The sequence below is a fragment of the Sphingosinicella sp. CPCC 101087 genome, assembly GCF_004151485.1.
Lineage (GTDB): Bacteria > Pseudomonadota > Alphaproteobacteria > Sphingomonadales > Sphingomonadaceae > Allosphingosinicella.
Genome location: NZ_SBFF01000008.1, coordinates 106,684 through 119,742 on the forward strand (window position 1 = coordinate 106,684; position 13,059 = coordinate 119,742).

The following is a 13,059-nucleotide window of genomic DNA, read 5'->3' on the forward strand; positions in this document are numbered from 1 at the left end:
TTCCTTTTCAGCTGACCATCGACACGAGCCGCGAGGGGGTCAGAACCTGCGGCAGGATTTCGACCGGCTTGCCCGGCTCGAAATAAAGGTAGAGGGGCACGCCCGAGCGGCCGTGCCTCTCCAGGAAGCGGCCGATCTCCGCGTCACCCCGGGTCCAGTCGCCCACCAGCACCGCCACCTGCCTGGCGGCGAAAGCCTGCGCGACCTGCTCGCGCTCGAGCGAGCCCTTCTCGTTGACCTTGCAGGTGACGCACCAGTCGGCGGTGAAATAGACGAAGACGCGCCGCCCCTCCTGTCGAAGGGCGGCAAGGCGTGCCTCGGTGAACGGCTCGGCATCGAGCTCATTCCGGGAGGCGGCCGTCGCCGGCTCTGCAGCGACGCTCGGAACGAGGACCATGGCCGCGACGGCGGCAAGGGCGGCTGGCGCGAGCGGTACCCAGGGACCCCGGCTCCCCTGCCCCCCGCGCCACTGCCTGCTCCCGACCCACCACAAGGCGAGGGCGAGCACCATCGCCGCGGCAAGCCCGAGCGCCATCCCGTCCACGCCCGCCTGGCGGCCGAGGATCCAGGCGAGGGCGAGCGCCGTGAGGAACATCGGCACCGACATGAGCCGCCGGAACCGCTCCATCCACGAGCCCGGCTTCGGCAGAAGGCGCCGGAGCGCGGGCACGAAGCCGAGGAGCAGGAACGGCAAGGCGAGACCCAGGCCCAGGCCTGCGAAAATGGCGAGCGCGACGGGCGTGGAAAGCACGAGGGCTGCCCCGAGAGCGGCGCCCATGAAGGGTCCGGTGCAAGGCGTCGCCACGAACGCGGCGAGCGCGCCGGTCCAGAATGCGCCGCCTAGCCCGCGCCGCTCGGCAAGGCGGCCGCCTGCGGCCAGGGCGGGAAGCTGGAACAAGCCTGCCAGATTCAGCGCGACGGCCGTGATGAGCAGGAGCAGCGCCAGGATGACCCGCGGGTCCTGGAGCTGAAACGCCCAGCCGGCCGCGACTCCGGCCGCCCGAAGGCCGAGCAAGGCGGCCCCGAGCCCAAGGCAGATCAGCACGGCCCCCGCCGTGTAGGCGATCGCTTCTCGCTTCGCGCCGCCTTCGTCGCCACCCGCTTTCGCAAGGCTCAGCGCCTTCAGGCTCAGGATCGGGAAGACGCAAGGCATGATGTTGAGCAGCAGTCCCCCGAGGACGGCACCCATCAAGGCGGCCAGCACGGCGGACGCGCCCGGCGCCGTCTGCGCGCCCTCCGACTCCGCGGAAGTTCCGGCGGCGGGAACGATGCCCGGCACCGCCCTCAGCGACAGGCCGTTGCCGTCGCCCAGCTTCAGCACGCCTTCGACGACGTCTAGGCTGCCGCCGTTCGGAGGCGCCTCCGTCTCGAGGATCAGCGTGTCGCCGGCGCGGGAGAAGGTCTGCGCCGCCGCATAGGAAAGCGCGCCGTCGGTCAGCGGATAGAAATAGGGTTCGCCAAGCTCCAGCCCGGTTGGAAGCGGGATGGCCAGCCGGAAGCGGCCTCCGGCCCGCTCGAACCGCGCCTCGCTTCCGAGCGGCCTCGGCAGCGCCAGGCGGAAGCGGTCGAACATCGCTCGGTTCGCCTGTGCAGCCGGTGCCGAGCCCGTCTCCAGATCGACGGCGACGTTCGCGGTTTCCGGCACGCAGATCTCGTCGGTGCAGGCGAGATAATCGACCCGTGCGCGGACCGGCAGCCTGGTGCCGGGCGCCAGGTCCGCGGGCACGCTCACTTCGATGAGCTGCGCGTAATCGCCCTCGTAGACATAGTTCATCAGCCCGGCGACGATCAGCCGCCCGGGCACCGGATACTGGATCGGTCCGGCTTGGAGGCCGGCAGGAAGCTGCCAGGCGATCTGCGTCTCCATGCCGCTGTCGCCGGGATTCTTCCAATAGCCGTGCCAGCCCTGCGAGGGCCGCATCATCAGCGCGAGCGTCACGGTTTCTCCAGGGACGACGACGGCGGATTCCGGAATGAGGCTGGCGGCGATCGCGTTCGTGCCCGGCTGCGGAAGCTGCGCGTGCGCGGCAGCGCCGAGCAGCATGGCCGTCAGCCATGTCGCGACCCAGCACCCGTATCCCCGCACGGCAACACTGACAAACCGAGGCATGTCTGCTCCTCCAATCTGGTCCGTCCTGTGTGCCCCTCCCCTCCAATCCGGATAAGTGCCGGACGTCCCGCTCCGGAACCGTGACTTTCGGCCTATGGTCAGGGCTCTGAATCCGTGGCAAAAATCTCCGTATGGCAGGCCAGCTCAGACGTTCGCACCGTTGGATTTCCTGCATCGCCGCGCTGGCTGTCTGGCTGGCTTTGGGTTGGCCGAGCCTTCAGGCGTTGGTGACCGGCACGGCCCTGCGGGGCTCGGCCGTGCCGGCGGTCTGGCTTGTCCCCTTCACGCTTTTCGGAGCGGCCGTCGTCGCCGCCATGGTCCTGAATCCGCGAACGAGCCTTCGATGGACCTTGCTGTGCGCCCAGCTTTCTGCGGTCCTGGCGATGACGGTCATCGCTCCAAGATCACCGCTCTCGATCTTCCTCTGCATCATCGCCTGGCAGGTGGCGATGGCGACCACGCCGGCCAAGGCTCTGGCTTGGGTCGCATTTCAGACGCTGGCGATCATCGGCACGCTTGCGCTCGCCTCGAATGCCGGTCTGTCCTACGTCGTCGGCCTGGCCTTCGTGCTGCAGCTTTGCTTCGTTTTCACGGCGCGCGCGCTGCGCGTGGAGGCGGCAACGGCGCGAACCCTGGCCCGGGCGAACGCAGAGTTGCGATCCGCGCAAGCCATCATCGCCAACACGGTGCGCGAAGCGGAGCGCCTGCGTATCTCGCGCGAGCTGCACGATGCCTGGGGCCACGAGCTGACCGCGCTCGGGCTGCAGCTCGAGATCGCAAGCCACGTGGCCGAGCCCGGCCGGGCGAACGATCATGTGAGCAAGGCGAAAGGCCTCGCCGGCGCCCTCCTTGCCAAGGTGCGCGACGCCGTCGCCACTCTGCGGGAGGCTGAACGCGGTGATTCGAGGGATGGGCCATGGGCGCTTGCGCACGGCGTGCGTGCCCCGGCCATTCATGTGCCAGCCATTGATGTGGACGTGTCTCCCGACGCGCGGCCTGGCATGCGCCATGGCAGTTTTTCCCTCATGGCAGGCCACGGAAGCCAGCATTACTGGTTCTTTTGCTGCGCGGCGCTGGCTGTTTGCCTGGCTCTGGGCTGGCCGGTCCTGCAGACGTTTACCACCGGCACGGCGCTGCGTGGTTCTGCCGTGCCGGCGCTCTGGCTCGTCGCCTTCGCGCTCTTCGGAGGGGCCGTCGCCGCCGCGATGGTCCTGAAGTTGCGGACCGGCCTTCGCTGGACCTTGCTGTGCGTCCAGCTTGCCGCGGTCGTGGCGATGGCGCTCGTCGTTCCATGGGCCATGATGTCGGTGTTCCTGATCATCATCGCCTGGCAGGTCGCGATGGCGACAACGCCGCTCAAGGCGCTGGCTTGGGTCGCCTTCCAGACGCTGGCGATCGTCGGCACGCTTGCCCTGGCTCCGAAACCCGATTTTTGCTGGGTCCTCGGCAAGTCTTTCGCGCTGCAGCTATGCTTCGTATTCACGGCACAGGCGCTGCGAATGGGGGCTGAAACGGCGCGAGCCCTGGCTCGGACCAACGCAGAGCTGCAGTCGGCGCAAGCCATCATCGCCAACACGGTGCGCAACGCGGAGCGCCTGCGCATCTCGCGCGAGCTGCACGATGCCTGGGGCCACGAGCTGACCGCGCTCGGGCTGCAGCTCGAGATCGCAAGCCACGTGGCCGAGCCCGGCCGGGCGAACGATCATGTGAGGCAGGCGAAAGGCCTGGCCGGCGCCCTCCTCGCCAAGGTGCGCGACGTCGTCGCCACTCTGCGGGAGGCCGAACGCTGCGACCTGAAGGATGCGCTGGAGGCGCTTGCGAAACGCGTGCCTGTTCCGGCCATTCATGTCGACGTCTCTCCCGACGTGCGGGTCAGCCCCGACCAGGCGCACGCCCTCATGCGTTGTGCGCAGGAAGCCGTGACCAACGCCGTCAGGCACGCACAGGCCGCCAACCTGTGGCTTCAGGTGACTTCGAATGGCGAAGGCGTGCGTCTTGTCGCGCGCAACGACGGCAGCGCGCGTCCCGCCGCCTCCCCTCCCGGGTCGGGGCTTCTCGGCATGCGCGAGCGGGTGGAGTCTCTCGGCGGCAGGCTGGCGGTGCGGACGGGAGCCGGCTTCGGCTTCACCGTCGAGGCCTGGCTGCCTTCGGCTGCGCCGCAAGCCGTATGATCCGGGTCTTCATCGTCGACGACCAGACGCTGGTCCGCCAGGGCGTGCGCGGCTTGCTCGAGCTGGTGCCCGACATGGAGGTGGTGGGAGAGGCGAGCGACGGCGAGGAGGCGCTGGAAAAGGTTCCGGAGCTCGGGCCCGACGTGCTCCTCCTCGATATCCGCATGCCCCGGCTCGACGGCATCGCCGTTCTGGAGGGTCTGCGCAAGGCGGACGCGCTGCCGCCCACACTGGTTTTGACGACGTTCGAGGACGGCGACGCCGCGATCGCGGCGATCAAGGCAGGCGCCAAGGGCCTGATGCTCAAGGATGTCTCGCTGGAGGATTTGGCGCAGGCGATACGCGCCCTGGCCGACGACAAGACGGCCTTCCAGCCCGCCATGACCGAGAGCCTGATGGCGGCGCTCCGCCGCAGCCCTTCGGTTTCGTCCGACACCTACGTCGCCGAGGTGCTCACCGCTCGCGAGAAGGAGGTGCTGCACCTGATCTGCGCCGGCTACAGCAACAGGGAGATCGCCGATCTGCTGGCGCTGGCGGAGGGGACCGTGAAGAACCACGTTTCCAACCTCCTGCTGAAGCTCGATGCCCGCGACAGAACTCGGGCAGCGCTCAAGGCCTTGCAGCAGGGGCATTTGGGCTAGGCGTTGGAACACGCCTTTAAGGGTGGCAACTTATGGCCACCCCAAGCCCCGATCGGCCTCCGGTTGGATCGCGCCACGGCGCGCGTGCCCCGACCCGACGGCCGCCTCGGGGCGCGGCTCAGTTCAGCAGGCGCTGGATCGCTGCCAGGTCGAGCGCCTCGACGGCGGAACGCGCGACCGGCTCGAGCAAGGCGTGGCCGACGCCGCCTGCACTGGGCGCCGAAATGGTGACAAGCTGGAGGGCGGTCCTGGGACGGCTGCGGTCGAAATAGGCTGGGTTGAGCGCGACCACATGGTGCGCGCCGCGCTCGGTGCAGGGGACGAAGCTTCCGCCCCGCCGACTGCCGTTCTGGCACGCCGGCGCCGACCGCTCCGGGTCCGGCAAGGCGGCGAGCTCCGCCTCGCGCTCGGTCAACGTCGCCAACAGCGGCGGGGCGGCGTTGCCGGCCAGGTCGGCCACCGCGCGACGATATTCCTCGACCTCCCGCTCGAGCACCTCCTGCTTCGTGACGAGTCGATAGGGCAGAAGGCCGGGGCGAGTGATCACCACATGGTCGCGGGAACGGAAGCGCAGCACGGCAAAGCCGTCCCTCTGCCCGGGATTGTTCGTCAGCTCGTAGAAGGGCTCGCGTCCATCAATGCCTTCGCCCGCATTGGGGAACAAGGCCCCGGCATCGTTGACGGTGATGCGGATCGCCGGGCCTTCGCCGATGCCGGAATAGGCCCCCGCGGCGTCGGCCCGGCTGCCTTCGGCCGGATTCACTTCCCTGAGCAGCAGCATCGCTTCTGCGCGCACCGGCGCCGATGCCGGCTCGTCGGCCGCCGGGGCCGAGATGATCACGCCGCGGTTGATGGCGAATCCGCGCGGGCTTCGCAGCGCCGGCGTTTCGAGCAGGCGGGCGAGAATCCCATCGATCGCCTCGGCCATGGCGGCGGCCTGGCCGCGCGGGACCCGGGCATTGCGAATTTCGACCGAACTCGGAGTGACCCGCCCCGGCAGGTCGGAAAGCCCGCGCGTCGGTGCGGCGACCGCCGCACTCGCCACGAGCGCCGCGGACGAAACCACCACGCAGAAAAAGCGGCGGACAGGGAACTTGCGGGACGAATGCATCGGCGCACCTCTCGATAGCTGAATCCCGCTCTAGCTAGCGGCTCGCGTCGCGCTCCCGGCGGCTGATCGACCGGCGCCGCCGCGGCTTCGACAAGGGCCTTTCGGGTCGACGAACGCGCCGGTCGGTCCGACGAAGATACGCCTCGTTGCGGTCCAACGTCGGCTTTGTGCGGCTGAACGTCGCCGCGGTTCCGCATCCTGTCCTTGTCGCGCGCCGCCGCCGATGCCAGACTTGGCACTGTGCTGCACCAGCCCCTCGATCCGGCCGCCGTCCTCGAAGACGGTGAGCCGCCGGCGCGCACGACGAGCGAACGCACGCGCGCCGTCCTGTGGTTGACGGCGGCCTTCTGGGGCTCGAACGTCGCCATCTTCACCTTCGCCAACTGGCTGGAAGGCCATCCCCTGCTGTACGAAATGGCGGGAATGCGGCTGCTGCTGGCGGGCCTCGGATATCTGCTGAGCCTCGCCATATTAGCGATCCTTCACCGGCTCGCCCATCGGACGCTGCGCGTACGCGCCGTGGTGCTCATCGCCGCCGCGGCGGTGGCAGCCGAAGTTTATGCCTGGCTCAGCTTCTTCGGCTTTGCCCTGATCAGCGGCGGTTCGTTCCATCCGGATATCAATCTGGCCAATGCGATCACGACGGTAGCGACGTGGAGCTGGTTCTTCATCGCTTGGGCGGCCTTGTGCACGGTCCTTGAATATCATTTCGACGTTCAGGACGAGCGGCTGCGCACCGCGCAGTTCAAGGCGCTCGCCGAGAAGGCCAAGCAGCGCGCCCTCCACAATCAGGTCAATCCCCACTTCCTGTTCAACAGCCTCAACTCGATTTCCGCCTTGATCAACGACCGCCGCATCGAAAGCGCCGATCGGATGATCGACCTGCTGGCGACCTATTTCCGCAAGATGCTGGCGGTCGACCCCTCTGCCGAGATCACGCTCAGAGAGGAAATCGGGCTGCAGATGGAATATCTGGAGATTGAGCGCGCCCGCTACGATGACCTCGACGTGGAGATCGACCTTGAAACCGGACTCGACGCGGCGACCGTCCCGGCCTTGCTGCTCCAACCTCTGGTGGAGAATGCGGTAAAGCACGGTGTCGCCCGGTCGCAGCCTCCCGTCCGAATCGTCATTCGAGCCCGCCGCAAGGATGGCTCGCTGGAGATCGCCGTCGAAAATCACGGCCAGATCACCCGGAGCGCGTCCGCGAAGGGAACCGGGCTCGGCCTCGCCAACGTCCGCGAGCGCCTGCACAACCGTTTCGGCGAACGGCAGTCGTTGCGGGCGGCGCCGATGGTAGGCGGCGGCTTCGCCGCGATCGTCGAGCTTCCGCTCAGCGGGGCGTCATGACCGTGCTCCGGATCCTCACCGTCGATGACGAACCGCTCGCTTTGCTTCGCCTCGAGCAGGCGCTGCGCCGCATTCCGGATGTCGCCCATGTCGGTGCCGCCGCCAGCTGTCGCGAGGCGCTTGACAGCATCCATTCCCTGCGCCCGGACGTCGTCCTGCTCGACATCAGCATGCGCGACGGGAGCGGCTTCGACGTGGTCGATCGGCTGAACGGCGAGGCGCCTCCGGCGATCGTCTTCGTCACGGCCTTCGATCATTTCGCCGTCCGGGCCTTCGAAACGAAGGCGGTCGATTATGTACTGAAGCCGGTGTCGTCGCAGCGACTCGGCGAGGCGATCGGCCGCGCTCGCGACCGGCTCGAGTCGGTCGACGCGGCCAACCAGCTCGCCGAGTTGCGCCTGGTGGTGGACGAGCTGCGCCGCGAGCTTCGCGACGGGAAGGCGGCTGTCACGCGGGCAGAGCTGTGGATCCGCGGCAACGTCGGCGGCTATGTCCGAATCTTCTCCGACGAAATCGAATGGGTGAAGGCGGAGGACGATTATGTCCGCCTCCATGTCGGCGACAAATCCTATCTGATGCGCTCGTCGCTTCGCGCTCTGGCGCCCAAGATCGACGCGGACCGCCAGTTCGTCCGCGTCCACCGCGCCGCCCTGGTCCGCAAGTCGGCCATTCGCGCGGTCCATCGCCTCCCGATCGGCCGGCTCGAGGTCGAGCTCCAGAGCGGCCAGAGGATCCCCACCGGTCGGGTTTATGCCCGCCAGCTCAAGGCGGTGATCGGCTCGACTCCGGCTTAGGACGGCCGACGGGCGAGACGCCCGGCCACCGAAACGTCCGGCGACACAAGGCTCCGCCCCGCGACGTTTGCGCCGGGCGCCGCGACGTTCACGCCAAAGACGGGCCGCTCGCCCGCAGCAAACGGCCCTTCGCCCACAGCGCGATGGCGATGGCGGCCGGCCACCCGCACCCTCTCTCTCCCGTCTGGAAGAGGGGGAACGTGCATGCGACGCGGCACGAACATCGGCTGTGCCGTCTTCGGCGGCTTCGCAGGCCCCGAGCCGGGCTCCGCTGGCGCCTGCGCCGGCACCGGCCGGGTGTGCTCTTCCTACGCGAATCCATGAATCCAACAGGGAGAGACTGAATGACTGCAACCAGGAAATTGCTCGGCGCGCTGCTTTGCTCCGCCGCCATTCTAGGCACCGCGCAACCCGCCTTGGCGCAGGACGAAACCGGCGAGCTGCCCGCCGGGACTGGCACTGCCGACACGGCCCGCGACGGAGAGGCGATCATCGTCACAGGCTCACGCATCGCCCGGCGCGACCTCACCTCGAGCAGTCCCCTGGCCGTCGTCCAGGATGAGGAGTTCCGCCTGTCCGGCGCCGTGAACGTCGAGCAGGTCATCAATACGCTGCCGCAAGTCGTTCCCGGCGTGACAGCCTTCTCGAACAACCCCGGCGGCGGCGTGGCCACGGTCGACCTTCGCGGGCTGGGCGCGCAGCGGACCCTCGTTCTGGTCAACGGCCGGCGCTGGGTGTTCTTCGCGCCCAACCAGCAGGTCGACCTCAACACCATACCCAGCTTCCTTATCGACAGCGTCGACGTCGTCACGGGCGGGGCTTCGGCGGTCTACGGCTCGGACGCACTCGCCGGCGTCGTGAACTTCCGCCTCCGCACCGATCTCGACGGCCTGATTGCCGGCGCGCAATACAGCATCACCGGCCGCGGCGACGGCGCACGCTACAACGCCTATGCGGCGATTGGGGCACCGTTCGCCGACGGCCGCGGCAACGTCACGGCCTATCTGGAATATTTCAACCGGGGTCAGATCATGGCTTCGGACCGGCGCTTCTCGATCTTTGCGCTGGGTGACAATGCCGACGACACGGGCCTGATCCCGCTGGGTTCCTCTTCGGTGCCGCAGGGCCGGCTCGTCGCCCCGGGCAGCATCGTCGTGAACGGTGTCACCCTGCCGATAGCGAACGGCACCAATTATGCCGGGCCGCTGCCAGGCAATCCCGGCGGCGCCTTCTTCGGGACCGCGGGCATCAGCCGCCCCTATACCAACGCCGAGAGCCACAATTACGCACCCGAGAACTTCCTGATGGTGCCGCAGGAACGGTGGGTGCTCGGCGGCTTCGCCGAGTTCGAGCTGGCCGAGGGCATCAACGCCTATATCGAGGCGACTTACGCGAACAACCGGGTCCAGAACGAACTCGCCGCAACCCCGATCGCGGGAAATGTCGACATCAATCTGGCGGCCGTCGAGCAGCATGTATCGCCTGCCGACTTCACGCAGCTCCAGACGATTGCTGCCCGGCAGCAGGCCGCAAATGCGGCGGCCCTGGCGGCCGGCAGTCCGCTGCCGTTCAACAACTTCACGATCGGCACCACGGCTCAGGCTGGGGTACCCCTGCCGGCCGGATTTGTGCGGCTGAACGTGAACCAGCGCGTCATGCAGGTCGGCTCGCGCAATACCAGCTTCGAACAGGGGTCGTGGCGAACCCTGGCCGGCCTTCGGGGAGACCTGACCGATTCTCTCTCATACGATGTGTACTACTTGTTTGCGCGCAACCGGAACTCGAACATCCAGGGCGGGAACATCTCCCGCAGCGCCTTCAACCGGCTGGTCGCGGACGGCACCTGCAACATTTTCGGAGCCAACCAGCTCAGCGCGGCGTGCGTCGACCAGATTTCCATTCTGACGCAGAACACCACCATATCACAGCTCCAGGTGGCGCAGGCCAGCGTTTCGGGTCCACTCTTCACCTTCGCCTCGGCGAGCGAACCGGTCGCCTTCGCGGCCGGCCTGGAGTGGCGCAGCATCAGCGCGCAGTTCATCCCCGACACCGCTTTGTCCTCCGGGGACGTCGTCGGATTCAATGCGGGGCTGCCGACCGCCGGCGCGTACAACGTGAAGGAAGCGTTTGCGGAGCTTCGCGTGCCGATCGTCCGCGACGGCTTCATCTACGGGATCGATCTCAACGGCGCCGCCCGCTACTCTGATTACTCGCTCGCCGCCGTGGGCGGAGTCTGGACCTATGCCGGCGGCGTGGAAATCGCCCCCATCCGCGACATCGCCCTGCGCGCACAATATCAACGCGCCGTTCGTGCACCGAACATCCTCGATCTGTTCGGTGGAGCCGGAATAGGCTTTCCGGCCGCGACCGATCCATGCGCCCTCGCTTCGGCGGCCACCGACCCGACCATCCGCGCCCTGTGCATCGCGACGGGCGTGCCGGAATCCGCGGTCGGGCAGTCGGGGCTTCAGCCGAACGCCCAGATCCAGGGGCGTTTCAGCGGCAATCCCGATCTGGAGGAGGAGGTTTCCGATACCTGGACCGTGGGCGCGGTGATAAGGCCCAGCTTCATCCCACGGCTCAACATCACCATCGACTATTTCGACATCAAGGTCGTCAACGCCATCGCAGCGCGCGCGAACGGCGTGAACAACGTCCTCAATTTCTGCTACAATGTCGTGCAGGACGTGAGCAGCATCTTCTGCCGCTCGATCACGCGCAATCCGCTCACGGGCGTGATCGAGGGCGGGCCGTTCGTGGTCGACGCAACCAACGACAATCTCGGCGGCCTCGAGACGAGCGGAGTCGACCTGCAGGTCGACTATAGCGTCCCGTTGGACTTCAGCCTTGTCGGCCAGGGCACCTCCCGCGTGAGCATGGCGCTACTCGGCACCTGGACCCGCAAGGCGGACTTCATCCCCGTGGCAGGGCTCGACGTCGTCAATCCGGGCGCCGGTCGGTTCGGGCTGATCGTCGGGGAGCCGATCCCGCGCTGGAGATGGTCCACCCGCATGTCCTTCATCGACGGCCCGGTTACCGCAAGTTTCAGATGGCGGCATACCGGCGCGGTGCGGGACGACAATGACACCGCGACCTACGTCGTCGAACGGATCGGTACCTACGACCTGTTCGACCTCTCCTTCGCCTTCGACGTCAGCGACGAGCTGACGCTGAATCTCGGCGTCAATAATCTGTTCGACCGGGAGCCGCCGATTGTCGGCGCGAACCAGTCCCAGTCCAACACCTATCCCGGAACCTATGACGTGATCGGGCGGGACTTCTTCGTCTCGGCAAACCTGCGCTTCTGACGCTTGCGGGACGACGGACTTCCAGGTTCGGATGCCCCGACGATCTCCCCTAGCATCGTCGGGGCATCCGAATGACTCCGGGGCGGCATGAAGATGCCGTCCCACTTTTTTCCGTGGTGAGGACCGACGGTCCTGCCGCGCGGGATCAGGAGGCTTCCCGGGCAGCCTCGAATCCGGCCGGCAGCGTTCCGGGCCGGCGGACGGCGGGCGCCAGCCCGATCAGCGGACGCAGCGGGCCGATCCGGCGGCCGCCTTCGTAGAAGAGCGCGCAGCCCGCGAACGTCGCCGCGACGAGGACGGCGAAGAAAGCCGTCGGGCTCAATCCGGAATCGTGCAGCCACCATGCCACCAGAACGATGATCGTCTGATGGACGAGATAGAAAGGAAAGACCGCCTCGGTCAGCTTCGCCCGCATCGGGTGATCGCGATTGAACCATTGATGCGCCACCCCCAGCAGGACGAGGATCGCGCTCCAGCCCATGACGAGCAGCGCGTCGCGATGCAGCGCCTGGGCAGCGTGCGTCCGCGCATCGGGAAAACGGACCTCGACCGCAATCAGGACGGCATAGGCGGTCGCAGCGACGGCGAGGGCCGGCCACCGCATGCGGAGAATGGCCGGCCATAGCGCCGGCGTCCCGGCAAGCACGAAGCCGAACAAAAAGGCCGGGAGATAGGTGAGGTCGCTCACCCAGTCGTGCAGCAGGCCGTGCGTTTCGGGCACGGTGAAGAGCAGCACCAGGCGCAAGGGAAGCAGAGGCACGAGGGGAAGCCAGAGCAGGCGGTGGTTCGAGGCAAGGCGGGCCACGAGCGCCCGGCCTTTCGCCTTGACGCCCTCAGGCACGACCAGCACCGCCGCGACCAGCACCATGGTGTAGGTCCACAGATAGGCGACGAACCACAGATGCTCCTGGCTCGGCAGCCAGACGCCCTCGACCGCACGAAAGCCGAGCCAGTCGACCGTCCAGAAATGGAGGAGGCCATGGGAATAGCCATGGTTCAGGGCCAGCCCGACCCAGGTCTGCGGCGGCACGATCGCGAGCATTCCGAAGGCGAGCGGGAGCAGCAGCCGCCGGCTCCGGCTCCGCACATATTCGCCGGTGCCGCGGCTGCGGCTCAGCAGCGCGTGCGACGCGAAGCCGGAGACGAGGAACAGCAGGGGCATCCGCCAGGGCTGCACCAGCAGCATCGGCCACTCGGCGGCTTCGATCGTGCGGGACGCCTTCACCAGCCACTCCCCCGGCGCGAAGACCATCCCGGCATGATAGAAGATGAGCAGCAGGAAAGCGGCGATGCGAAGCCAGTCGAGCCCGTAATGTCTTGCAATGGGTGTGGAGGAGCGCGCCATTCCGACTAGCCTTTCGCCGCCGGTGCCACCGCATGACACCTCGTCCGGCTTTCGGCAGCCAAGTTCATGCCTCCCGTGCGGGCGCAAGTGCCGCGAAATCAACGTACCCGATTGGGACAGCAAGATGGCGAGGCGTGAACGGTGGGAGCCGGCCTCCGGCCGCCGCGACGTCCCAGGCGACGTGCGCCGCGCCGGCACCATCCGCCTCGCCACGTGCCGTTCCGACGGG

8 protein-coding genes are annotated in these 13,059 nt (G+C 67.7%); 5 read left to right on the forward strand and 3 right to left on the reverse strand.

Features of this window, described 5'->3' with window-relative positions; translation table 11 throughout:
• Positions 1-7 precede the first annotated feature (7 nt).
• Entirely contained in the window at positions 8-2,110 is a 2,103-nt protein-coding gene (locus tag EKM57_RS13580) for a protein-disulfide reductase DsbD (RefSeq protein ID WP_243451044.1), read from the reverse strand.
• Between the two features lie 131 nt (positions 2,111-2,241).
• Between EKM57_RS13580 and EKM57_RS13585 the strand changes: the two genes are divergently transcribed.
• Together EKM57_RS13585 and EKM57_RS13590 are read left to right on the forward strand one after the other, a co-directional pair.
• The gene (locus tag EKM57_RS13585) at positions 2,242-4,281 is read left to right on the forward strand and encodes a histidine kinase (protein ID WP_129793048.1); all 2,040 of its coding nucleotides are present in this window, start codon (positions 2,242-2,244) and stop codon (positions 4,279-4,281) included.
• Entirely contained in the window at positions 4,278-4,922 is a 645-nt protein-coding gene (locus EKM57_RS13590; RefSeq protein WP_129793049.1) for a response regulator transcription factor, read from the forward strand. Before EKM57_RS13585 ends, EKM57_RS13590 begins: the two co-directional genes overlap by 4 nt.
• Before the next feature lie 118 nt (positions 4,923-5,040).
• Here EKM57_RS13590 and EKM57_RS13595 read toward each other — a convergent pair whose 3' ends face one another.
• On the reverse strand, positions 5,041-6,033 hold the full coding sequence (locus EKM57_RS13595) for a hypothetical protein (RefSeq protein WP_129793050.1): 993 nt from the start codon (positions 6,031-6,033) through the stop codon (positions 5,041-5,043).
• A 240-nt stretch (positions 6,034-6,273) separates the two neighbouring features.
• Here EKM57_RS13595 and EKM57_RS13600 point away from each other — a divergent pair, with 240 nt between their 5' ends.
• The 3 genes from EKM57_RS13600 to EKM57_RS13610 all read left to right on the forward strand — a co-directional run bounded on the left by EKM57_RS13600 (position 6,274) and on the right by EKM57_RS13610 (position 11,485).
• On the forward strand, positions 6,274-7,383 hold the full coding sequence (locus EKM57_RS13600) for a sensor histidine kinase (RefSeq protein WP_129793051.1): 1,110 nt from the start codon (positions 6,274-6,276) through the stop codon (positions 7,381-7,383).
• A complete protein-coding gene (locus EKM57_RS13605) occupies positions 7,380-8,177 on the forward strand; it encodes a LytTR family DNA-binding domain-containing protein (protein WP_129793052.1) in 798 nt (265 codons plus the stop codon). Before EKM57_RS13600 ends, EKM57_RS13605 begins: the two co-directional genes overlap by 4 nt.
• 344 nt (positions 8,178-8,521) lie before the next feature.
• The gene (locus EKM57_RS13610) at positions 8,522-11,485 is read left to right on the forward strand and encodes a TonB-dependent receptor domain-containing protein (protein ID WP_129793053.1); all 2,964 of its coding nucleotides are present in this window, start codon (positions 8,522-8,524) and stop codon (positions 11,483-11,485) included.
• Positions 11,486-11,630: 145 nt separating this feature from the next.
• On the opposite strand, the gene EKM57_RS13615 is transcribed toward EKM57_RS13610, so the two are convergent.
• Positions 11,631-12,830 carry an acyltransferase gene (locus tag EKM57_RS13615; RefSeq protein WP_243451045.1) on the reverse strand — a complete coding sequence of 400 codons (1,200 nt, stop codon included), beginning with the start codon at positions 12,828-12,830 and terminating at the stop codon, positions 11,631-11,633.
• Between the last annotated feature and the right edge of the window lie 229 nt (positions 12,831-13,059).